Source organism: Exiguobacterium undae DSM 14481, from assembly GCF_000620805.1.
Lineage (GTDB): Bacteria > Bacillota > Bacilli > Exiguobacteriales > Exiguobacteriaceae > Exiguobacterium_A > Exiguobacterium_A undae.
This window is the reverse complement of sequence record NZ_KK211187.1, coordinates 1,963,992-1,986,730: the sequence shown is the minus strand read 5'-3', so window position 1 is coordinate 1,986,730 and position 22,739 is coordinate 1,963,992. Positions and strand designations below refer to the sequence as shown.

25 protein-coding genes are annotated in these 22,739 nt (G+C 50.9%); 17 read left to right on the top strand and 8 right to left on the bottom strand.

Annotated elements, in window-relative coordinates:
- The first annotated feature begins 29 nt into the window (after window positions 1–29).
- Entirely contained in the window at window positions 30–302 is a 273-nt protein-coding gene (locus P397_RS0111135) for a hypothetical protein (protein ID WP_028106602.1), read from the top strand.
- A gap of 46 nt (window positions 303–348) precedes the next feature.
- On the opposite strand, the gene P397_RS0111130 is transcribed toward P397_RS0111135, so the two are convergent.
- On the bottom strand, window positions 349–1,323 hold the full coding sequence (locus tag P397_RS0111130; RefSeq protein ID WP_028106601.1) for a DUF4003 family protein: 975 nt from the start codon (window positions 1,321–1,323) through the stop codon (window positions 349–351).
- A gap of 54 nt (window positions 1,324–1,377) precedes the next feature.
- Window positions 1,378–1,899: a DUF1836 domain-containing protein gene (locus P397_RS0111125; RefSeq protein WP_028106600.1), complete on the bottom strand. Its 522-nt coding sequence runs from the start codon at window positions 1,897–1,899 to the stop codon at window positions 1,378–1,380.
- Between the two features lie 114 nt (window positions 1,900–2,013).
- Between P397_RS0111125 and trhA the strand changes: the two genes are divergently transcribed.
- From trhA to P397_RS0111105, 4 genes are all read left to right on the top strand, one after another.
- On the top strand, window positions 2,014–2,661 hold the full coding sequence (gene trhA, locus P397_RS0111120; protein ID WP_012370061.1) for a PAQR family membrane homeostasis protein TrhA: 648 nt from the start codon (window positions 2,014–2,016) through the stop codon (window positions 2,659–2,661).
- A gap of 127 nt (window positions 2,662–2,788) precedes the next feature.
- Window positions 2,789–4,516 (top strand): M3 family oligoendopeptidase, encoded by a 1,728-nt coding sequence (locus tag P397_RS0111115; protein WP_051524015.1) that lies wholly within the window; start codon window positions 2,789–2,791, stop codon window positions 4,514–4,516.
- Between the two features lie 46 nt (window positions 4,517–4,562).
- Complete coding sequence (gene rpiA, locus P397_RS0111110; RefSeq protein WP_028106598.1) at window positions 4,563–5,261, top strand: ribose-5-phosphate isomerase RpiA; 699 nt, start codon at window positions 4,563–4,565, stop codon at window positions 5,259–5,261.
- A 30-nt stretch (window positions 5,262–5,291) separates the two neighbouring features.
- Window positions 5,292–5,549 carry a hypothetical protein gene (locus P397_RS0111105; RefSeq protein WP_028106597.1) on the top strand — a complete coding sequence of 86 codons (258 nt, stop codon included), beginning with the start codon at window positions 5,292–5,294 and terminating at the stop codon, window positions 5,547–5,549.
- Window positions 5,550–5,590: 41 nt separating this feature from the next.
- Here the strand turns inward: P397_RS0111105 and P397_RS0111100 are convergent, their stop codons facing one another.
- From P397_RS0111100 to P397_RS0111090, 3 genes are read right to left on the bottom strand one after another with little or no spacing between them, the layout of a single operon-like run.
- The gene (locus P397_RS0111100) at window positions 5,591–5,995 is read right to left on the bottom strand and encodes a DUF350 domain-containing protein (RefSeq protein WP_012370068.1); all 405 of its coding nucleotides are present in this window, start codon (window positions 5,993–5,995) and stop codon (window positions 5,591–5,593) included.
- Window positions 5,996–6,007: 12 nt separating this feature from the next.
- A complete protein-coding gene (locus tag P397_RS18000; protein WP_167331061.1) occupies window positions 6,008–6,184 on the bottom strand; it encodes a hypothetical protein in 177 nt (58 codons plus the stop codon).
- Between the two features lie 55 nt (window positions 6,185–6,239).
- Window positions 6,240–7,361: a GGDEF domain-containing protein gene (locus P397_RS0111090; RefSeq protein ID WP_028106596.1), complete on the bottom strand. Its 1,122-nt coding sequence runs from the start codon at window positions 7,359–7,361 to the stop codon at window positions 6,240–6,242.
- 253 nt (window positions 7,362–7,614) lie between these two features.
- On the opposite strand from P397_RS0111090, the gene P397_RS0111085 reads away from it, so the two are divergent.
- The 8 genes from P397_RS0111085 (at window position 7,615) to P397_RS0111050 (ending at window position 14,834) form a co-directional block, all read left to right on the top strand.
- Complete coding sequence (locus tag P397_RS0111085; RefSeq protein ID WP_026833330.1) at window positions 7,615–9,054, top strand: GntP family permease; 1,440 nt, start codon at window positions 7,615–7,617, stop codon at window positions 9,052–9,054.
- A gap of 31 nt (window positions 9,055–9,085) precedes the next feature.
- Window positions 9,086–9,787: a CoA transferase subunit A gene (locus P397_RS0111080; RefSeq protein ID WP_026833329.1), complete on the top strand. Its 702-nt coding sequence runs from the start codon at window positions 9,086–9,088 to the stop codon at window positions 9,785–9,787.
- Between the two features lie 12 nt (window positions 9,788–9,799).
- The gene (locus P397_RS0111075) at window positions 9,800–10,462 is read left to right on the top strand and encodes a 3-oxoacid CoA-transferase subunit B (protein WP_012370073.1); all 663 of its coding nucleotides are present in this window, start codon (window positions 9,800–9,802) and stop codon (window positions 10,460–10,462) included.
- Between the two features lie 5 nt (window positions 10,463–10,467).
- Window positions 10,468–11,244 (top strand): 3-hydroxybutyrate dehydrogenase, encoded by a 777-nt coding sequence (locus tag P397_RS0111070; protein ID WP_028106595.1) that lies wholly within the window; start codon window positions 10,468–10,470, stop codon window positions 11,242–11,244.
- Window positions 11,245–11,257: 13 nt separating this feature from the next.
- Window positions 11,258–12,448: an acetyl-CoA C-acetyltransferase gene (locus P397_RS0111065; protein WP_028106594.1), complete on the top strand. Its 1,191-nt coding sequence runs from the start codon at window positions 11,258–11,260 to the stop codon at window positions 12,446–12,448.
- Window positions 12,449–12,595: 147 nt separating this feature from the next.
- On the top strand, window positions 12,596–13,342 hold the full coding sequence (locus P397_RS17380; RefSeq protein ID WP_051524013.1) for a methionine ABC transporter ATP-binding protein: 747 nt from the start codon (window positions 12,596–12,598) through the stop codon (window positions 13,340–13,342).
- Entirely contained in the window at window positions 13,335–13,997 is a 663-nt protein-coding gene (locus P397_RS0111055) for a methionine ABC transporter permease (protein WP_028106593.1), read from the top strand. Before P397_RS17380 ends, P397_RS0111055 begins: the two co-directional genes overlap by 8 nt.
- Before the next feature lie 18 nt (window positions 13,998–14,015).
- Complete coding sequence (locus P397_RS0111050; protein WP_028106592.1) at window positions 14,016–14,834, top strand: MetQ/NlpA family ABC transporter substrate-binding protein; 819 nt, start codon at window positions 14,016–14,018, stop codon at window positions 14,832–14,834.
- Window positions 14,835–14,927: 93 nt separating this feature from the next.
- Here the strand turns inward: P397_RS0111050 and P397_RS0111045 are convergent, their stop codons facing one another.
- Window positions 14,928–15,872, bottom strand: a complete 945-nt coding sequence (locus tag P397_RS0111045; protein WP_028106591.1) for a DUF2268 domain-containing putative Zn-dependent protease — start codon at window positions 15,870–15,872, stop codon at window positions 14,928–14,930.
- 296 nt (window positions 15,873–16,168) lie between these two features.
- Here P397_RS0111045 and brnQ point away from each other — a divergent pair, with 296 nt between their 5' ends.
- Window positions 16,169–17,509 (top strand): branched-chain amino acid transport system II carrier protein, encoded by a 1,341-nt coding sequence (brnQ, locus tag P397_RS0111040; RefSeq protein WP_028106590.1) that lies wholly within the window; start codon window positions 16,169–16,171, stop codon window positions 17,507–17,509.
- A gap of 181 nt (window positions 17,510–17,690) precedes the next feature.
- Window positions 17,691–18,008, top strand: a complete 318-nt coding sequence (locus P397_RS0111035; protein ID WP_035414392.1) for an antibiotic biosynthesis monooxygenase — start codon at window positions 17,691–17,693, stop codon at window positions 18,006–18,008.
- Window positions 18,009–18,050: 42 nt separating this feature from the next.
- Here the strand turns inward: P397_RS0111035 and P397_RS0111030 are convergent, their stop codons facing one another.
- Window positions 18,051–19,046, bottom strand: coding sequence for a FecCD family ABC transporter permease (locus P397_RS0111030; protein WP_028106588.1), 996 nt, complete (start codon window positions 19,044–19,046; stop codon window positions 18,051–18,053).
- On the bottom strand, window positions 19,046–20,053 hold the full coding sequence (locus P397_RS0111025) for a FecCD family ABC transporter permease (protein WP_028106587.1): 1,008 nt from the start codon (window positions 20,051–20,053) through the stop codon (window positions 19,046–19,048). The genes P397_RS0111030 and P397_RS0111025 overlap by 1 nt, the downstream gene beginning before the upstream one ends.
- Before the next feature lie 105 nt (window positions 20,054–20,158).
- Between P397_RS0111025 and P397_RS17375 the strand changes: the two genes are divergently transcribed.
- Together P397_RS17375 and P397_RS0111015 are read left to right on the top strand one after the other, a co-directional pair.
- Window positions 20,159–21,643 carry a helix-turn-helix domain-containing protein gene (locus tag P397_RS17375; protein ID WP_051524010.1) on the top strand — a complete coding sequence of 495 codons (1,485 nt, stop codon included), beginning with the start codon at window positions 20,159–20,161 and terminating at the stop codon, window positions 21,641–21,643.
- Window positions 21,644–21,730: 87 nt separating this feature from the next.
- The gene (locus tag P397_RS0111015; RefSeq protein WP_028106586.1) at window positions 21,731–22,648 is read left to right on the top strand and encodes an ABC transporter substrate-binding protein; all 918 of its coding nucleotides are present in this window, start codon (window positions 21,731–21,733) and stop codon (window positions 22,646–22,648) included.
- Window positions 22,649–22,739: the final 91 nt, after the last annotated feature.

Below are 22,739 nucleotides of genomic sequence, written 5' to 3'. Positions count from 1 at the left end.
TTAACATCACAGATCGAGGGGGACTTTTCATGGCACAGCAACACGACAAAGAAACAGATCCAATTACTTCGGGTAATCGGATGACGAACGATGAAATCGCAGGACGCGACGAATCCAATACTGAAAAACCAAAAGCAAAACAAGATACAGACAAAAATGACGACTCGAAAGAGGAGTCGACGGATACACAAGAACAATCAGAGGACGTCTCGGATGAAAATCCGTCAACGGATGAAGAAGCACCGGATTTATCCCATGCATCAGATGTAACACCATCCGACGACGATAATCAAGAGCGTTAATCCAAAAAAACCTTCCGCTTCTGCAGGAAGGTTTTTTTGTGAATTTTTAATCACCGCCACCCCCGCCGCCGTCACCCCCGTCAAATCCGCCGTCCGTCATACCACCATCCGTCGCATGGGATGTATCGGTCAGATCGACCGGAAACAGATAAACCGGCAACAGGTTGGACGTATCGTCGAGCGTAGAAGGGGAGAACGGTGCAAACAGCTGGTGCAGCGTCGGATGATCGGCCAAGTACAGCCGGACAGCCGTCAGAAACACCAGGTCCTTCCGGTACTTGAAGTGAGGCGTATTCCGGAACTGGTCCGCCAACCCCTCTAACGCCGTTTGGTGCATCCTCGGGTCACCGAGTAAGGCGAGTAAACCGTGAAACGACAAAGGAATGCCGTGTTTCCGGTACAGGTTTCGCGACTGAACGACCTGTGCGATATACGTCGCCTGATCGTCCTCCGGCAACAACGCGAGCAGCAGGGCGGTGACGTACGTTTGCTGCGAACGGCCAAATCGTTTTTTCAGAATGTCATACGTCGCCTCGATCCGTGCGTGAATCGTCGCTATCTCTCCGCGACGCAAGGCGTTCAGGAACAAGAACGACACGAGGAGCGGGGAGACGATGAAGCGATGAGACTTTTTGGCAAGCCGATACAGCTCGACCGTCCGTTGCAACTGCGGATCCGTCGCTTCCAATCGGCTGATTAACAAGGCGGTGGAATAGGCGTTCAGCGGGTGGACGAGACGGTGTGTTGAAAAAAAGCTGTGGATGGAGATCATTTGCGTAATCCGTTCGACGGGAGAAGCATCATAGGCATGGATCTTTGAAGCGAGCAACAGGGCCTGCGTCTGATGGGAACGGAGATGTTCCTCGAGATAGGCCGCCGTGTGTTCAAGATCAGAGAATGCCGGTGACTGCTTTCCGACAGTCGCATCAAACGCCAGTTCAATCAAAATGCCATCCTGATAGTTCACGAAATACTGTCCGGTTTCTTCCAGTTGCGCCAAAAAACGTTGCCCGATCTCCATCTGATCCACCTCGCTCTTCATTTTCCCTATTTTACCATGAGATGACTCAGAAAGTTAATCTTCTAATTGATCAATTAACCGTTCGGCTGCCCGGCGATACAAGTTACTCATATGGGCAAGTGATAAAATCAGTTGCAACTGTTCGAGATGATCCGATTCGTCCGGAAGTTGCTGTTGTGCTTCAAAACGCGTCTGATTAGCTGCCGTCGTGTCGAGGTAAGTCTGATAAAATGCTTCAAGATTGATTGACTGGCTGGTGACGCCTGTATTCAAATCTGTCAGAATTGTTTTGATGTCGTTGATTGAAAAAGTTCCTTTAAGCTGATAGATCAGACTGATTAAGATGAGATGGTCTTTCGTGTATTTCTTATTCGTCACCGGGAAAAAAAGTTTCTTTTTGGCATAATTGTTGATCATCGTCTTCGTCAGAATCGTTTCGCCTTTTGCGCGGGTCGTCTCCTCGAATGTCCGTTCAAACAGTTGGATGACTTGATCCATGTAGAGATCGATGTTCGGAATATCCGTAAGTTCCAATTGTCGATCGAGTATTGGTTTCGGTTGATCTGCTTGTGTCATAAAAAAACCTCCAAAAAAAATAGTCCGGAATGACTTCCTATTTCTCTAGTGTATGATAGAATGTTCATATAACGCCATGTAGTATTAAAAACTACATAACAACGGAGGGAAATTATGAGAACGTACATGAGAGAACCAATCAACGGCTTGACCCATCTGGGAGGAGCAGTCTTCGCCTTCATCGGATTGCTGGCACTGGTCATTAAGGCATCACTGGAACGGGGCGCCGGCTTGCCGATCGTCGCTGCCATCATCTTTGGTGTCAGTATGATGGCACTCTATTCCGTCTCGGCGACCTATCACATGGTACTGGCGAGCGACCGGGCGATTGCGACCTGGAGACGACTGGATCACTCGATGATCTATTTGTTGATCGCCGGATCCTATGCGCCGTTTTGTCTGATCAGTCTGAACGGACCGACGGGGTGGGTCATGTTCAGTATCGTCATGCTGATTGCCGTCTTCGGGATCACTTTTAAACTGGTCTGGTTCAACAGCCCGCGCTGGTTGTCGACGACACTTTACATCGGGATGGGCTGGATCATGGTCTTTGCGATCACACCGCTCGCAGCCGTCTTGTCACCGATGGGAATCGCGCTGCTGTTCCTCGGGGGTATTTTCTATACGATTGGTGGAGTCATCTACGGTTTGAAACCAAACGTTCTGTCGTTTAAACATCTTGGTTTCCATGAGATTTTCCACGTGTTCGTGTTACTTGGAAGTCTTGCTCATTTCCTCTGCGTCTATTTCTTCGTCATTTAATGGTTCCGACATCCTTTCCATCAAGCGAAAGGATGTTTTTTTGTGGAAATAACTAGAAAAACAGGACTTGTCTTAAACGGAAACGAATGGAGGGAGGGACAGAAAAGGCTGAAAAGGAGGAATGGCTATGTCGACCATGACATCACGTTGGCAGCTGAACGCCAGCTATACAACGGAAGAAATCAAACAAAAGTTAGAATCGTTACAGCAGGAACTTGACCGGTTCCAAACCGATCAAGCACCGATCCGGTCGCAATTAGTGACACTTGAGCAGCTCATGTGTCAGGTCGAAGAACTCAGTGATTTTGTCTATTGCCTGTATGCAGAGGACGTGTCGCGTCAAGAGGTCCTTGATCTGCTCGAGCAGACGGATACGTTGCAAGCGGGTCTTCAGACGGGTGAAACTTTTTTCGAGGAACGACTGCGGACGTTGTCAAACGACGAGAGGACAACGTTACAGCACGAAGAAGCATCCTATTACCTGACGGAACGCCGTGCCATCATGGAACGGCGTCTGCCGGCAAAGCAGGAACAGCTGATTCAGGCATTGGCAATCGACGGATTTTCTGCCTGGGAACAGCTGTATGAACAACGTTTGACCGGATTACGACTTCCCTTGAATGGAGCAACGGTCACGATCGGACAAGCCTGGCATCAGGCGGTCCACGGTACGACACGGATTGACCGTCAAACGGCAGCTGCCGCTATTGCGAAAACCTGCGCCGCTGCACAGGACGACTTTGCGATGATTCTGAACCGGATTGCCGGATTTCGATTACAGGTCTATGCCAAACGCGGCTGGGACGATCTCTTGACGGAACTCTGCGAACAAAATCGGATCAAACGACCGACGATCGAAGCGATGCTGACGGCGATTGATCAACATCGTCCGTTGTTCCAGTCGTATTACGAACGGAAATTGCGTCTCGCCCGAATCACGGAACCACACTGGCACGATTTAGAGACGAATACCTTCAAGTCGGACCGTGTTGTCTCGTATGCAACAGCACAAACAATCATCCTGAAGCAATTTGAAGACCTGCATCCTCGGTTGGCCACCTTTACGAAACACGTATTCGAAGCAGGATGGGTCGATGCCGAAAACCGGCCCAATAAGGCGGAAGGGGGATTCTGTGCCTCCTTTCCGGTCCTTAAAGAGAGCCGCATCTTCATGACGTACCGCGAGGCGTATCAGGATGTCGTCACGCTTGCCCATGAAATCGGGCATGCCTATCATAATTCACTGTTACACGATCTGCCGTTCCTCGAGCAAATCAAAGGGACGAGTATCGCTGAGACCGCCTCGACGTTCATGGAAAATCTGGTCCTCGACGCCGTCATCGAACAGTCGGCAGGTGACGATAAATTGGCGATGCTTGAGACCAAGATCAACGAAGGTTTAAAATACGTCGGAATCGTGCCGAACATGTTCCGGTTTGAGCAACGTTTTTATTCCGAGCGGAAGCAGGGACCGGTCTCAAGTGCACGAATCGCAGCCTTGATGCAGGAGGAAGAAGCCGGTTTTTACGGGAATCTATTGGACGAGGCGGCTCCGTTTAAATGGATCTATGTCAGTCATTTTTATGATACCGGCAAGGCATTTTACAATATCCCCTATACAATCGGTTACTTGTTGAGCAATCAGTTGTACTCGACGGTCAAACAATCCAAAGCGGCGTTCAGTGATCAATTTGAACCGCTGTTACGGGCATCGGGTCGGGCTTCGATCGAAGAGCTGGTGGAACGGTACCTGGACGGAGAACCGGATGCGGTCACTTTTTGGCAAGACGCACTCGAACCGCTTCGTTCAGCAATCGAGCTCTATCTGCAGGAGACGGCAGGACTCGTCGATTGAAGTCCGCGTCAACCGGGAATAGATAACTAACGAAGGAGGGGTACTGATGTATGAGCAAGAGAAGAAGATGCTGGCGGAAGCGGCAATCAAGCAGGTCAAGAACGGGATGATCCTTGGTCTCGGGACCGGTTCGACGACCCGGAGTTTCATCGATGCCTTGGGTGAATGGGTCAAAGCGGGCGGCGAGGTGCAAGGGGTCGCAACATCCAACGAGACGGTTGAACAAGCGAAACGATTGAACATTCCCCTCCTGTCACTCGAAGAAGCAACCCATATCGATCTCGTCATCGACGGCATCGATCAGATCGATCCACGGTTCCGAGTGCTCAAGGGCGGGGGCGGCGCGTTATTCCGGGAAAAAGTCGTCGCGCTGATGAGCCGGGAAATCCTCTACTTAGCGGACGCCTCGAAATTCGTGCACCACTTGACCGGACCGTTACCGGTCGAAATCGATGCGTTTGCGAGACCGTATGTCGAGCGTTATCTGCGGGACAAGCAGCTGGACGTGACATTGCGGGAACACGACGGTCAACCGTTCGTGACAGATGGCGGACATTTGATTCTGGATGTGGATCTCGAGCGGGTTCAGGATGTGCGTCATCTTGCTCAGGAACTAAAAAGTTTGACGGGGGTGCTCGAAACCGGTTATTTTGAACGGCAACCGGATCACGTCCTGACCGTCGAACAGGGAAAAGTCCGGCAGGTGGCCCACCCGAACCTCCGGGACGGGGGAGGACTTGTCTAAGCTGTGTCTTGATAGAAAGAAGGGGAACCGATGCGATTACGAAAACGGTATGTGTTTGGAGCAAGCGTTTTGGCCGGTGCCGGTCTGTTTTTGCTGAAGAACAAAGACAAGAGGGAACCGGATCCGTTAAAAGAGTATTTAACGCATCTCGATCAGGATTTGAGTCCGGATGCCGATAAGGATCCGGATGAAGTCGGCTTGACGAAACTCGATTCGATTTACCGGGCGGAGTGGCAGGCAAACGGCTATCCCCGCTCCCAAAAAGAACTCGAAGACTTGGAAAAATGAAAAATGCCAGCACTCCGACGTCCGGGATGCTGGCATTTTTTTTAATATGTAAGGGAACCGGCGATGATCAATCCGATTGAAATCGAAAGGAACAGAAGCAGTAAACCGACGGCTTCGTTATTGGCATCAATTTCTTTTGTCATGCTGAGACGCGGAATGATTAAATCAGCCAGGTAGAACAAAACGATTTGGAAAACGATCGCAAGTGCTCCCCACAAGACCATGTCGAGAATGCTGACCGAGTTCGTGATGCTTGAGTACAGCACGATCGCAAGACCAAGGATCCGTCCGCCGAATGCATAGACGGCCGCTTTTTTTCCTTGACGGATCAGTTCCATCTCTTTTGATTTGGTCGTCACTTCAAACAGGACGACCCCGATTGCAAGCAGGAGCGTCGCGACACCAATATACGCGAGCGTTGATAAAAATAGTTCACTGAAGCCCACACTGATTCCCCCTTAGGAATGATTTGATTTTTTTTGTTCTTTCCGTTGTTGCCACGAGACATAACCTTCAAGCATCGCACCGACTAAAATACCGGCCGAGACATACAGATAAAAATTATCCCCGATGAAGCCGAACAGGAGACCGAGCACAAGACCAATTAAAATATACGGTCCTTTTGCCAATTTCATAACACTCACCTACCTCACTATCAAACGTAGCCGATTTTACTGGATTCGTCCATCCCTAATCGGAGTGACGGGCCGATGCGACTTCTTCTTGAAGCGAAAACAGGGTGACGCGATTCCGGCCGTTTTGTTTGGATTGGTAAAGAGCGGCGTCGGCATCGGTCACGATATGTTGGATCTGTCCGGTCGTTTCCGGAAAACTGGCGACACCGAACGACGCCGTCAAGTGGAGCAGCACGCCCGAGGACAACACGAACGGAGCAGCAGCGATCCGTTCCCGTAACTGTTCCGCGAGTGCCAACACTTTGACGACCGTTAATCGTTCAACGAGAATCGAAAATTCTTCACCGCCGTTTCGGGAGACATAACCGGAATCCGTCACCCCGTCCTGCAGCCGTTTCGCAAACTGCCGTAAAACCTCGTCGCCCGCCTCATGACCATACGTATCGTTGATCTGTTTAAAATGATCAATGTCGACCGTAATCAAGGCGACTTCCCGTGAATGGAGGATCGTTTGCTGTTTTAAGTCTTCCAAGTGATCGGTAAAGGCACGGAAATTATGAAGTCCCGTCAAAAAATCACGTCGTGCCGTCTGTTGCAAGGTCTGCATCGCGTGCTTCGTCAGCCGAATATCCCGGATGATGACAAGGGCAAGCCAACTGCTGGCAAATGACGCCGGGAGAACGACACTTAAAATGTCGAGGATGAGCCCGGTATCGAACAAGACAAACGTCAAGACGAGTCCATGCAGGACGGTCGCATACACCGTGACGACCGTAAATGTTTTTCGGGAGTAGAGCGGCAACCACCTGACGATCAGCAACGTTCCGCCGGCAACCAGTAAAATGAACAGACAGGCTGCAAAAGCCGCCGCATTCGTGTTGACACTGAACCGATAGACGATAATGATGATCGTCACGATACAGGTCGGCAGCGGACCGGCGAAATAAGCGGCGACGATGACCGGAATATGCCGTAAATCGACTAGGACACCCGGAACCGGTTCGATTGTCAACTGCATCAAAAGCAACGACAGGATACTTAAACTGAGTCCGTACAAAATCCGGACTGACCGTTTGGAGTCGACGGTAATCGGGTGGGGCGATAGTTTTCCGAGCAAATAAAACCCGCTCATCAATAAAGTCAGGTTATGGAGTACGTCGTACAAGATCGATTTCACACCAATTCACCTTACTTTCATCAACAATTCCTTCTATACGTTAGAATACGCCAACGCATATAAAAAGTCCTGTTCCTTCAAAAGATTTCTCCGAGACGCATCAAAAAACAAAATGTGTCTATAATGTGAAGTTATAGAGTCTATAAGCTGTACTTATAGGTTACCGGATTTTGATTGACCGTTCTCCGATTCAATTGTTAAATGAGGAAGAAGCAATTGAAAGCGCTTACTAAAAATTAAAAGGAGATCCACCATGGAACTGATCATCATTCTTCTTGCCTTATCTTTACTCATGTTCGTAGCGTACCGTGGCTTTTCGGTCATCTTGTTTGCTCCGATCTGTGCCTTATTCGCGGTTCTGTTGACGAATCCGGACTGGGTCCTGCCGTTCTTCTCGAATATCTTCATGGAAAAGATGGTCGGCTTCATCAAAGCCTATTTCCCGGTCTTCTTACTCGGAGCGATCTTCGGGAAAGTCGTTGAGATGTCAGGGATTGCCGAATCGATCGCGAAGACGATCATTCGGATCATCGGTGCCAAACGGGCGATTCTTGCCATTGTCCTGCTCGGAGCGATCTTGACGTACAGCGGTGTCAGCCTGTTCGTCGTCGTCTTCGCCGTCTATCCATTTGCCGCAAACTTGTTCCGCGAAGCAAACATCCCGAAACGGTTGATTCCGGGAACGATTGCGCTCGGAGCGTTTACGTTCACGATGGATGCCTTGCCGGGGACACCACAAATTCAAAACGTCATTCCGACGACGTTCTTCAAAACAGACATCTATGCCGCTCCAATCATGGGGACGGTCGGCGGACTGATCATCCTGACCGTCGGGATGATGTATCTCGAATCGCGTAAACGTAAAGCCCATCAGGAAGGGGAAGGCTACGCCGGTTTTGAAGCAACGGCAGCCAGCAGCGCCCCGCAGATGGAGTTGAAAAACGAGCCGGAATTGACACTTGAGACGGCGCAACAGCCGGTTTATCGTCAAGTATTGGCCTTTGTACCGTTGATTTTAGTCGCCGTCATGAACAAGTACTTTACGCTCGCGATTCCGAACTGGTATCCGGAAGGCTTTGACTTCGCGGCGATTGGTCTGGAAGCCTTCGGCAAAATCGAGACGCCGGCCGTACTCGCGATCTGGTCGGTCCAGATGGCCTTGATCATCGGTATCATCTCGGCGATGCTCTATGATTTCAAAAAAGTCCGGACGAACTTCCAAGCTGGTCTGAACGTCAGTATCGGCGGTGCCTTACTCGCCGTCATGAATACGGGAGCCGAGTACGGATTTGGTGGCGTCATCGCCGCCTTACCGGGGTTCAAAACGGTCTCAAGCGGGATCTCGTCGACGTTCACCGATCCACTCGTCAACGGCGCGGTCACGACGACGGCACTTGCCGGTGTGACCGGTTCAGCATCCGGTGGCATGGGCATCGCGCTCAGTGCGATGTCAGATAAGTATACGCAAGCGATCACATCAGGCGGTGTCCCGCCGGAAGTCATGCACCGGGTCATCTCGATGGCGTCCGGCGGAATGGACACGCTCCCGCACAACGGGGCCGTCATCACCTTGCTTGCCGTCACCGGATTGACACACCGTCAGTCGTACCGTGACATCTTTATGATTACGATTTTAAAGACAGTGACGGTCTTCTTGATGATTGGTCTGTATAACCTGACGGGTCTTTATTAAACAGCTGTACTTACTAAGGGGGAAATGAACGATGCAACAGGGGAAAATCTACGATTCATTTACGGAAGCGACAGCAGATATTTTTGACGGGGCGACGCTCGTCGTCGGCGGGTTCGGTCTGTGCGGAATTCCCGAAAAATCAATTGCCGCCTTACAGGAACAAGGCGTCAAGGAATTGACGGTCGTCAGCAACAACTGTGGTGTCGACGATTTCGGACTCGGCATCTTATTGCAATCACGCCAGATCAAGAAGATGGTCTCGTCGTACGTCGGGGAAAACAAGACGTTTGAGCAACAGTATTTAAGTGGCGAGATTGAAGTCGACCTCGTACCGCAGGGGACACTTGCGGAGCGGATTCGAGCCGGCGGCGCGGGCATTCCCGGCTTCTACACGCCGACCGGTGTCGGAACACCGATCGCGGAAGGCAAGGAACAAAAACAATTCGACGGAAAAACGTATTTGCTTGAAGAAGGGATCGTCGGTGATTTTGCACTCGTCAAAGCCTGGAAAGCGGATAAACTCGGCAACCTTGTTTTCCGTAAAACGTCACGCAACTTCAATCCACTGGTCGCGACGGCCGGGAAAGTGACAATCGTCGAGGTCGAAGAACTGGTTGAAGTCGGTGAACTGGATCCAAACGAGATTCATACACCAGCGGTTTACGTCCAGCGCATCATCGTCGGGACGGACTACGAGAAACGCATCGAACGCCGGACAGTCCGGGAAGCATAAGGGGGAGATACTATGGCAACGTCTAGAGACATCATCATCAATCGTGCACTGCAGGAAATCGAGGACGGGATGTACGTCAATCTCGGCATCGGGATTCCGACACTGATCGCCAATGCGATTCCGAACGATCGGCACGTCATGCTGCAATCGGAAAACGGCTTGCTCGGCATCGGACCGTATCCGCTCGAACACGAAGTCGATGCCGACGAAATCAACGCCGGCAAAGAGACGGTCACGGCACAAAAAGGCGCGTCCTATTTCGACAGTGCCGAATCGTTCGCGATGATCCGCGGTGGTCATATCGACCTCGCGATTTTAGGCGGGATGGAAGTCGCGGAAAACGGAGACCTCGCGAACTGGATGATTCCCGGCAAGATGGTCAAAGGAATGGGCGGAGCGATGGATCTCGTCAACGGGGCAAAACGGGTCGTCATCATCATGGAGCACGTCAATAAGTACGGCGAATCCAAAGTGAAGTCGAGCTGTACATTACCGTTAACGGGGAGCCAAGTCGTCCACCGGTTGATTACCGACAAAGCTGTTTTTGATTTTACGGATGCCGGAATGGTCTTGATCGAAACGCTCGCCGGACTGACGGTCGAAGACATCCGTGCCGTGACGGAAGCGAACTTCACGGTCAGCCCGGAACTTGAACGTATGCCAGTAGGGGAGTGAGTCAGATGGTCAACGGAGATATCGTCCTTGTGACGGGAGCAGGAAGCGGGATTGGTCTTGAAATCTCAAAGGCGTTCGCCGAAGCAGGAGCGAAGGTCGTCATTACGGACGTCAACACAGAAGCGGCACAAACAGCAGCCCAGACGTTGCAGGAAGCGGGACATGACGTGATTGGTCTGACGCTGAACGTGACGGATGAAGCGCAAGTCCAGTCTGTGTTTGCCGAAACGATGAAACAGTACGGCCGGATTGATGTATTGATCAACAACGCCGGTCTGCAGCATGTCTCACCCATCGAAGATTTTCCGACGGAGAAGTTTGAGTTGATGATCAAAATCATGTTGACGGCACCCTTTATGGCGATCAAGCATGTTTTCCCGATCATGAAGGAACAAGGATACGGTCGGATCATCAACATGGCTTCGATCAACGGTCTGATCGGCTTTGCTGGAAAAGCGGCCTACAATTCCGCGAAACACGGACTTCTCGGCTTAACGAAAGTGGCGGCACTGGAAGGGGCGGAACACGGGATCACGGTCAATGCCTTATGTCCGGGCTACGTCGACACGCCGCTCGTCCGCAATCAGATGGCGGATCTTGCGAAGACACGCCAGGTCGAACTGGAAAAGGTTCTCGAAGACGTGATTTATCCGCTCGTTCCGCAAAAGCGGTTGCTTGCGGTCGAGGAAATCGCTGACTATGCCTTATTCCTCGCCAGTCGAAAAGCGAAAGGCATCACGGGACAGGCCAATGTCTTAGACGGCGGATATACGATTCAATAAGGGGGAAGTCAAGATGAGTGAACAAGTGGTCATCGTCAGTGCGACACGTACGGCGATCGGCAGTTTTAACGGCAGTTTAAAGGATGTTCCGGCAACAAAACTTGGCGCAACGGTCATCGAAGCGGCACTCGCACAGGCGAATGTCGCACCAGCGCTCGTCGAGGAAGTCATCATGGGCAACGTCCTGCAGGCGGGACTCGGACAAAATCCGGCACGGCAGGCCAGTCTCCTCGCCGGTCTCCCGGAATCGGTCCCGGCGATGACGATCAATAAAGTCTGTGGTTCCGGCTTAAAGGCGATTCACCTCGCGTTTCAAGCAATCAAGTCCGGCGAGGCGGAAATCATCGTCGCCGGCGGGATGGAAAACATGAGTCAGGCACCGTACGTGTTAAGCGGAGCCCGGACCGGTTTACGGATGGGCGACCAGCCGCTTGTCGATACGATCATCAAGGACGGTCTGGAGTGCGCCTTTAACGACTACCATATGGGCATCACAGCGGAAAACTTAGCCGAGCAATATACGATTTCCCGGGAGGCGCAAGACCAATTTGCAGCGACCAGTCAACAAAAAGCAAGTCAAGCCATCGAAGCGGATCGTTTCCAAGCGGAAATCACACCGGTTGAAATTCCACAGCGCAAAGGTGATCCGGTTGTCTTCGCCGAAGATGAGTTCCCGCGTGCCGGAACGACAGCGGAGTCACTCGCACGCTTGCGTCCGGCCTTTAAGAAAGGCGGTACGGTCACAGCCGGCAATGCATCCGGGATTAATGACGGAGCGGCAGCAGTCGTTGTCATGTCGGCTCGAAAGGCAAAAGAACTTGGGCTGACCCCGCTCGTCGAGATCGTTGCCAACGGAACATCCGGCGTCGACCCGAGTATCATGGGGATCGGTCCCGTCAAAGCGGTCGGACAAGCGTTGCAAAAAGCAGGTCTGAGCCTGGACGCGATCGATGTCATCGAAGCGAACGAAGCATTTGCCGCCCAGTCGCTTGCAGTCGACGCAGAACTCCAATTTGATCCGGTGAAGTTGAACCGAAACGGCGGGGCGATTGCCCTCGGTCACCCGATCGGCGCCAGCGGAACCCGGATCATGGTGACGTTGATTCACGAGATGTTACGGACCGGCGAAAGCCATGGTCTGGCGACACTCTGCATCGGCGGCGGTCAAGGGATTGCGACAATCGTCAAGAAATACGAAGAATAATCAAAATCTGGACTTCGGTTCAGATTTTTTGTTATTAAAACGATTTACTTGATTAGTGAAATGACGCGGGAAAGAAAAAAAGCATTCAACATGACAAAAATGGACGAATTACGGTAAAATGAAACACGTTGTAAGGGAGGGTGCCACATGATTTCATTACGAAACGTCGATAAAAGTTTTTCCAAACAACCCGTTATTCAGTCCGTCACCCTCTCGATTGAGCAGGGAGAGATTCATGGAATCATCGGAGCAAGCGGAGCCGGCAAATCCACACTGTTGCGACTGATGAATCTGCTCGAACGGCCGGATGCGGGAATCGTCGAGTTTGACGGGACCGACTTGACGACTTTGCCGAAACAAAAGCTCCGGAATGTCCGGCAAGAGATGGGCATGATTTTTCAGGATTTTCATCTCGTCGCAAACAAGACCGTCGAGCAGAACATCGCTGTTTCGCTTGATCTGGCCGGTGTTAAAAAGAAAGACCGTATTGCCCGGATCGAGGAATGTCTGCAGTTTGTCGGCTTGGCCAATTTTTCCGGCAAGTATCCGGCTGAGTTGAGTGGTGGTCAGAAACAGCGTGTTGCGATTGCCCGGGCGCTCGCGAACCGGCCGCGTGTTCTTCTGTGTGACGAACCGACCTCGTCGCTTGATCCGAGCACGACGTCGGAAATTTTACGGGTCCTGCAAACGATCAATCAAACGTTAGGCGTCACGATTGTCATCGTCAGCCATGAAATGAATGTGATTCAGAGCATTTGCCGCCGGGTCACGATCATGGAAGACGGACGGATTCGCAAGACGGTTGCGACGGAACCGACCGGAGTGACCGAAATCGAAAGTGATGCCGGCTGGTTCCTGACCCAATTGACCGAACGGGGGGAGACGCATGCCTGAAATCTTGATTACGTATGCCGCAGAAATCCGGCTGGCCATCGGACAAACGTTCGTGATGGTCGGCTTGTCGATTCTTGCTGCGATTCTGCTCGGACTTCCGCTCGGCACCTTGCTGTTCTTATCACGAAAGGATCAGTTGCTGGCGAATCGCTGGTTGTTTTCGGCTTTAAATCTGTTGGTCAATACGATCCGCTCGTTTCCGTTCTTGTTGCTTGTCGTCTTCTTGATTCCGTTTACGCGTCTCATCATCGGAACCGCAATCGGGACGGCGGCAGCGACGGTACCGCTTGCCATCATCGCCATCGCCCATTATTCGCGCCTTGTCGAGCAATCGTTGCTGGATGTCCCGAAAGGAATCATCGAGGCCGCGGTCTCGATGGGGGCTTCGACACGGGCCGTCGTGATGAAGTTTTTATTCGTCGAAGCCCGGTCCGGCCTTGTCCTGGGTCTGACGACGTCAATCGTCAGCTTCATCTCCTATTCGACGATCATGGGGGTTGTCGGGGGCGGAGGAATCGGTGACTTTGCTGTCCGATACGGCTACCAGCAGTTTCAGACAGAATTGATGCTGTATATGATTTTAATTATGGTCATCCTGGTGCAAATGATTCAGTTTGCCGGGACGACCGTAGCACGCTTGCTCGATAAACGCTAACCGAAAGTAGGAATTTAAATGAAAAAAATCATGGTATTACTCAGCGTGTTTGTCCTGGCATTAGCCGGATGTGGAAACGCGGACAAGAACGACGAACAAGGTTCGACGGAAAAAACGGAGACGTTAAAAGTTGCATCACTGATCAAACCAATGACAGAAATTCTCGATCTCGTTAAACCCGAATTAAAAGAAGAGGGTATTAACTTGGAAGTCGTCGTCTTGAGTGATAACGTTCAACCGAACAGTGCGCTGGCGGCAAAAGAAGTGGATGCGAACTTCTTCCAACACGTCCCGTACATGGAAGAGTTTAACCGGAACAACGATGCCAAACTCGTCCCGATTGAACCGATCTACTTCGCGAACTACGGTCTTTATTCGAAAGAATACAAAAAGCTGGACCAATTGCCGAAAGGTGCCGTCATCGCAATCGCGAACGACGTCTCGAACATCGACCGCTCGCTGGCTTTACTTGCCCAACATGATGCGATTCAGTTGAAAAAGAAAACCGGTCCGTATTACACGATGAAAGACATCACGGAAAACAAACGCGACTTTAAATTCAAGGAAGTGGATTTACTGATGCTGGCCCGTCTTTATGATGATGCAGATGCGGTCATCATGACGCCGGCCTATGCTTCACCGCTCGGTCTGACGCCGAAACAGGATGCGCTCGTCACGGAAGGTGTCGAAAATGACTTTGCGATCACGCTCGTTGCCCGTGAGGACAATCAGGATTCAGAAGCGATTCAGAAGCTTGCGAAAGCGATGACGAGTCCGAAAGTTAAAAAGTTCCTCGAAGACAATTATGATGAAACGGCGATTCCGGCCTTTAAATGAGTGAACAACTGAAAATATCAAAACCACGAGTTGCGTATCTGTTAAAAGGTACACAACTCGTGGTTTTTTATCTTCATTTTGTCCGGATGCTGCTTACCGGATCGTTAATTTTTTCGCATAATCGGTTTTTTCTAAAATATCAGCCGGCGGCATCTGGGTCCACTTGGCGACGGGAACATCTGGATTTTTTTGAATGAAATCCGTCATGATCATAAAGCCGAGCGTATATTTTGCAAGCGGAGGAATTTGTTTGTCATAGTTTCCAAATCGTAAATCGTCCTCGGTCACAGCGTTATTATTGACATGTGTTAATAGATTTTCTAATGTATGATCGAGCAACGGTTCGGTCGTTTCCGTTTTACCTTTTGGATAAACCTGTGCGGCAAACATGTCCGCTTCACCTTCCAACATGATACCGTTGAACATCGAGTCGTGCGTGATGCTTTCAAAAGCAACGGTATGGTGGTATTCGTGGGCGACGCTATTCGCCAGTGTATCTGTTGAAAAATCTTTCGCTAAGTAAAGAGTGAACATGTTTTTTCCGGAAGCGAAACCGCTGACGCCGCCGAAGCGTTGAATATCGGCTGCGTTATGGACATTGTAAGGCGCGACGAAGACCGTCAGCTTCTCTGTTCTCGGCAGTGCTTTGATTGAGGTCTGAAGACTTTTTTTAATCTGTTGATGAATGGAATCTTGGTGTTTTTTTAAGTAGGCAATCGTTTTATTCAGTTCTTCGACGTTGTCGGTTGGAATTTCATAAATACGTCGGTCTGTGTAGGTATCTGTCAGTTTTTCTTTTTCGATCCATTTGTGTTTCGCAGCCAAAACATGTTTTTCAAATAGTGCGCCATTCTCGGTCGGCTCTTTTAACGTTGCATCGACGTACGATTGATATTCGTCGTAGAGCGGAATGATTTTAATCGTCTGTTCATCTTGCTTGAAGGTCAGTCCCGGTGGTTTTACTTTTTCGGCTTCCGGTGTGCTGGAACAGCCGGCAAGCAGACTTGCTACCGTCATGCCAATCAATAATCGTTTCATCAAAAACCCTCCTTTTAACCAAATATACCACAAATATCCATAAGTCAATTGAGGGTAAAAGATTCCTCTTTTCTGAACTGAGTCAGATGAACTTATGTTACCGATTACATCATTCGAGCGGATTGGCAGTCATTATTTTAGAAAAGGGTGAAACAGCAAGGTTTTTTGAGAAATGTCAGAATATTCACCAGATAAACTCCTAGCACGAGGTCACAGACCTATGTTATTCTTTCGAACGAAGTACCTGATTGATGGATCAAAACAATCAGGTCGTAACTAAATCGTGGGGGTTTCTTATGTCTAAAACAGTTCCAACATCCTTTATTGTCGTCATCGGTATGATGCTGTTTGCCTTGTTTTTCGGAGCGGGCAATCTGATTTTTCCACCGATGCTCGGTCAGATGGCAGGGGAGCAAGTCTGGGTCGCCAATGCCGGGTTCCTTGTCACAGGCGTCGGTTTACCGTTACTTGCGATCTTAGCGTTCGCCTATTCCGGTGAAGCGGATTTACGGGCGATGGCGTCACGAGTCCACCCGGTCTTCGGTCTTGTTTTTGCCATCATCTTGTACTTAGCGATTGGACCATTTTTTGCGATTCCGCGCGCCGGAACCGTTTCTTATGAAATCGGGATCAAACCCTTTTTCGGAGAGTCGGCGTCATCAACACCACTGTTGATCTTTTCGATTCTGTTTTATACGCTTGCCTGTCTGTTGTCGCTGAATCCGACAAAAATCGTCGATGTCGTCGGAAAGATTTTGACGCCGATCAAGATTACATTCATCGGGCTGTTGATTCTCGTTGCCGTCATTAAGCCAATCGGAAGTTTTCAGAATCCTTTGACGACGTATCAACACAACGCCTTTTTTAATGGATTTCAAGAAGGGTATTTAACGCTTGATGCCCTCGGAGCGTTTGTCTTCGGCATCATCATCATCTCGGCAATCAAGGAAAAAGGGGTCACGTCGAAAAAACAACTGCTCATCATCTGTTCGAAAGCAGCCTTGATTGCGGCAAGCTTGCTGGCCGTCACCTATTCGGCCCTTGCGTTCATGGGGGCTTCCAGTGTCGCCAAAATCGGTCCGTTGAAGAACGGAGCGGAAATCTTGTCTGCCGTCTCCGATTATTATTTCGGTTCGTACGGTTCGATCTTGCTCGGTTTGATGATCACGGTTGCATGTCTGACGACAAGTGTCGGGCTGATCACTGCCTGTGCGTCATTCTTCTCCCTCTTGTTGCCACGGATTTCATACGTCAAGTGGACGATTGGACTGTCGATCTTCAGTGCGCTCGTTGCCAACATCGGTCTGACGCAGTTGATCGCGATTTCAAAACCGGTTCTGCTGACACTTTATCCACTGGCAATCTGTCTGATTTTCCTGACGTTTTTACATTCCGTCTTTAAAGGGAAACCCGCTGTCTATCAGGGAGCGATGTGGATGACATTTGCCGTCAGTCTGTTTGATGGACTGAAGGCGGCGGAAGCACCGGTCGGACCGGTCTTGCGCGTATTTGAAAACGTGTTGCCGTTTTTCTCCGTCGGGCTTGGTTGGGTCGTACCCGCCATCATCGGTGCCGTCTTAGGCGGATTATTCGGGCGGAAAAAAGCCGACCGCACGGAACAATCACGCGTTGCTTAAGTAACATCTGATGTGAATAGCGTTAAAGCTGTTTCGATCTCGAATCGAGGCAGCTTTTTTGCTGTCTGCCCAATCATCATCGATGGAAGCAAATTGGAATGGTATTGACAAAGGGAACAGGATCGATGATATAGTAGTATTGCAAATGAGATTCATTATCAATTAAAGGGGAGTGGTTTTTCTGTTTATTCAACTTAAAACGATCCGGGTGGAAACCGGTCATGCCGAGTCGATGATTGAGCGGTTCGCAGGCGAAGGCATCATCGAGCAACAACCCGGCTTCATCGATCTCAGTGTCCTGCAAAAAAAGCGAACGCGGGGCGAGGAAGAAGTCATCGTCTTGATTCGCTGGGAATCGGAACAGGACTGGAAAGTGTGGGAGACGAGTGACGTCCATCTTGCAGGTCACCGCGCGCGTCGTGGTCAACCGGCACCTTCGTTTATTTTAGGAAGTGACCAGCAGTATTACGAGGTTTTGGGTCAAAAAGGCAAACGCTGAGAAAAAGACCGATCCGTCCACTTGCGGCGAATCGGTCTGCCTTCATTTTCGGAACAATAATACGATGAAATAAGGTGCTCCAAGAATTGCGATGACAATCCCGACCGGAATGTCGGCCGGAGCAAGAAGGTTTTTCCCGATCAAGTCGGCGAGCAACACGAGCAGGCTGCCGAGCAGGGCGGCGACCGGAATCAGACTGTAATGATTCGGTCCGACAAGACGCCGGGCGATGTGCGGGGCGAGTAATCCGATAAAGGAAATTCCGCCGCCGGCAGCGACACAGGAACCGGCAAGTGCGGCAGCGATCAACAAGATCCGTTTCCGTGTCTGTTCGACTCGGAGTCCTAACGTCTGCGGGAGCGAGCTGCTCAGTTGCAACAGATTCAGTGACCGGCTGTGTAAAAAGGCAAGCGGCACCAAACAGACGATCCAGGGGGCAAGCGTCAAGACGGATGACCAATCCGCCTGCCAGATGCTTCCGGTCAACCAGACCGTCGCCTGCTGAAAATCGCGCGGATCCATCTTCAACTGAAAAATGATCAGGAGGGCGCCGCACAGGGCGTTGATTCCGACCCCGACCAACAACAGACGTCCCGGTTGAACCGCTTTTCCCGCCAACCGGTAAATCGTCCAGGCGACAAGTGTCGCACCGAAAAAAGCGACGAACGGCAGAACCGGAAGTTGATGTGTAGCGGAGCGGAAGAAAAACAGCATCAAGACGACGGACAGTCCGGCACCGGCATTGATTCCGAGAATGCCGGGATCGGCGAGGGCATTGCGTGACATCCCTTGCAGTAATGTCCCGGAGACAGCCAGTCCGGCACCAATCAACAAGGCGAGCAGCATCCGCGGTAACCGGAGATCGATGAGAATCAATCGTTCCGCTTCCGTTCCTTGTCCAATCAACGTTCGGCCGATTGCCCCAAACGAAACGGGAAGAATCCCGGTCGACAGACTGTACACGAATGTCAAAATAAGCAGACTACATAAACAAACCAGCGTCAATCGCGCCTGTTTTACGGCATGCCAGACATCCATCAGACGGACAACTCCTTTCGGCGGGCGAGATAAAGGAAGTAGGGGACCCCGACCAGGGCGGTGACGGCTCCAAGCGGGGTTTCGAACGGTGGATTGATCATGCGCGCCAGCAAATCGGAAGCAATCAACAACGTCATGCCGAACAGGGCGCTGACCGGCAACAACAGGTAATAGTTCGTCCCGACCAAAAAGCGGCTGATATGGGGAATAATCAAGCCGACAAAGCCGATGACGCCGGCAACCGACACGGCAACACCGGCAAGCAGGACGATGCTACAAAATCCAAGCAGCCGGACTTTCGTCAATGAGGAACCGAGCCCGGTCGCAACGTCTTCTCCGAGCGAGAGGACGGTCATGCTGCGGGCGATATGTAAGGAAATGAGGAGTCCAAGCAGGACGACCGGAAGCAAGACCAACACGTGCGCCCATTTTGCCCCGGACAACCCGCCGGCATACCAAAAGCTGAGATCTTGGGCGACTTGGTGAAACAGAGTGATGCCGGTCGACAAGGCGCTGAATAAAGCACTCAGTGCCGCACCGGCTACGGTCAACGTGACCGGTGAAAAGCGGCCGCGGGCAAACACCGTGATCAGCAGAATGACGGCTGTCCCAAGTGCAGCGCCGCCAAACGAAAAGGCAAGCGAAGTCACAAATGAATGCTCCGAGACAAAGGCAAGCGACAAAGCGACACCGAGTCCTGCGCCGTGGGTGATGCCAAGCAGGGAGGGGTCAGCCAACGCATTCCGGGTCAACCCTTGCATCATCGTTCCCGACAGCGCCAGTGCAATGCCGACAAGCCCGGCGCAAATCAGACGCGGAAGCCGGACTTCTTGAACGAGCTGATGCTGCAGATTACCGGCGTCAAAGGCATGAAACGAGGCGAGGACGGTCGCCCGGGAAATCGGCACGGCACCGTAAAACAAAGACAGTGTACTCAAGAGCGTGAGCAGCCCAACCGTGAGAACAACAATCGTCAGGATCGAGCGTGGTCGAACGGATGTAGTCATAGACGTCTCTCCTTTTTAATTGAGAATCAGATTCATTATCAACGCGATTAAACGTACATCGAAGACCAATTTTTTGTCAAATGTTTTTTTAAAGGAGTGGGCAGGATGGAGTTACAGATCAAACCGTTACCAATCGAGAAGCATTGGTTGCTTGAAGGCGACCGGCGAGCAGTCAAGCCGGGATTGGTCATCGTCGTTGCGGGGAGCGGATTTCTATACAGCAACCGGCACCGGTTATACGCGGGTGATGCCGTCTGGATCGAACAAATCGATGAGGTGTTGCCAACTGCAAAAGAGACCTGTCTGTTCTACCACCTGACGTTGACAGGGCACCGGTGTGCCCTGTACCGACAAGATGCGGACATCCTGCATGACTGGTTACGGCAACTCCATGTCAGCCCGACTTCGGAACAGGAAGGGTTGACTCAACTACGAATCCTGTATCAATTGCTTGAGACATTGAGCCTCGAACAGGAGAATCATGTGTTTGAGGAAGTGGTCGCTTCGTGGCTGAAGGACTTGTCGATGCAACGGTCCGTCCATGAGCTCGCACTTGATCTCGGAATGTCGGTACCGACGTTTAACCGGCTGTTCAAAGAGCGGTATCACGCAACACCAAAAGAATATGTGACGCAATTGCGGATCCGTACGGCAAAGGAGTGGATGCTCGCTTCACACGAAATGACGTTGGCGCAAATCGCACAAAAAGTGGGGCTGCAGGACGAATTTTATTTCAGCCGCCTCTTCAAAAAGCGGACCGGTTTGTCGCCGACCCATTTTTTACAACGGATCACGCCCCGGATCGGGATTGCCAGCCGTCTTTTGTTGCAGGATCACCTGTTGGCACTTGGTCTGCAACCGATCCTCGCACCGAGTTATCCGACGGAATACGGAGCAAGCGGATTACCCGTGTTTTTGACCGGACTGGACGGAACCCGGTTGTACGATGCCAATCAACCGCTTGAACGGGAATGGTTTGAGACGACGGCACTCGATTTGATTATCAAGACACCAAGTTTGGAGAAGGGGCAGGATATCAGCTGGTTGCCGGCGGACCATGTTCTTGAACTGCCGCATCAAACCTGCTGGAGTGAGTATCTCCGACTGATTGCCGTCGCGACGAAGCGGGAAGACCGGCTCGAGCCGATCGTCGCGCAAATCACGGCGCTCGAACAAACGGTCAAGGAACGTTTGGCCTGGAACAAGACCGGAACATGGGCTGTCGTCTGGATTCGACCGGACGAGGTGCGGTTATACGGGACGAAGCAACATACGATGCTCGATTTTTTATTTCATGATTTGGGTCTGACACCGGCACCGGGATTACCGGAAGCCATTTATGAAATCGTCACGCTGAAGACGTTACAACGAGTCAATCCGGAAAACCTGCTGATCTTATGGAGTCAACCGGTTGATGTCGAGCGGATTCAGCAAGAAGCGTCGTGGCAGACCTTGCATGCGGTCCAGCATCATCAAGTCCATTATCCGGACAGCGTCGATTGGGATCCGTGGGGACCACTCGGACGCACCCACATGCTGAAGCAATTGTTAGACTACATCGAAAAGGAACCACGCTTGATTTGTCCATGAAAGTTGAACGATTCGTCCATGTCGTTCTTTAGTGATAATGATTATCATTACTAATGAAGAACGAGAGTGAGAGGGGAAAAGAACCACATGAAAAAAATCATCAGTGTCACATCCGTCCTCGCGACGTGTGTTGTATTAGCCGCCTGTGGAGGCGAGGCAAGCGAACAACCGACCAAAAAAGCAGCCGCCGTCCACACCGTTGAACATATTTTTGGAAAGACGGAAGTTCCGAATGATCCGAAAAAAGTGGTTGTCCTGTCACACGTCTCATGGGAAGGGTCGCTCGTCTCCGTCGGTGTCAAACCGTATGCCGTGATGGCGTATGATAATGAGTTTCCACCACACTTGACGAAAGAACTCGAAGGAACGAAGGCGTTGCCGTACGCAGACGAAATCAATCCGGAAGAAATCGTCAAACTGGATCCCGACTTATTGATCATCAGTGACCGGTACAAACCGCTGTATGACAAACTGGCGAAAACGATCCCGACGGTCGCCGTCGAGGTGGGTGGTGACTGGAAAGAAGATCACCTGAAAGTCACGGAAGCGGTCAACAAGAAAGAAGAAGGACAAGCAGTCATCGATGACTTGGCGAAAGAAGCAAAAGACATCGGTCAACGAATCAAGGAAAACGTCAAGGACGAGACCTTCATGGCGGTTTCGGTCAACAAAAAAGATATTCGTGTCTACGGTCTGACGAACCACGCGACGAACTCGCTGTTGTTTGATGATATCGGGCTGACACCGACCAAAGGTCTGCCAAAAGACTTCGGAGAAAACATTTCGATCGAAGGACTGGCGAAATATAATCCCGATCACATCATTGATCTGTCGTACTTCAACAGTGGACCGTACTACGATGAAGTGACGAACGGGAAGGTCTGGAAAGGGCTGACAGCAGTCAAACAAGATCAAGTCCACCAATTGTCGACGACGTGGGGCTTCTGGGATCCAATCGAACGCCAAAAAGGATTAACGGAACTGGAAGACGTCTTATTGAAATGACCAGATGAAGAGCAGGAGAAAGAACGGGGAAACCCGTTTTTCTCTTTTTCAACAGTGAGAATGATTATCAATTGTTAAAAGGAGTGTGACA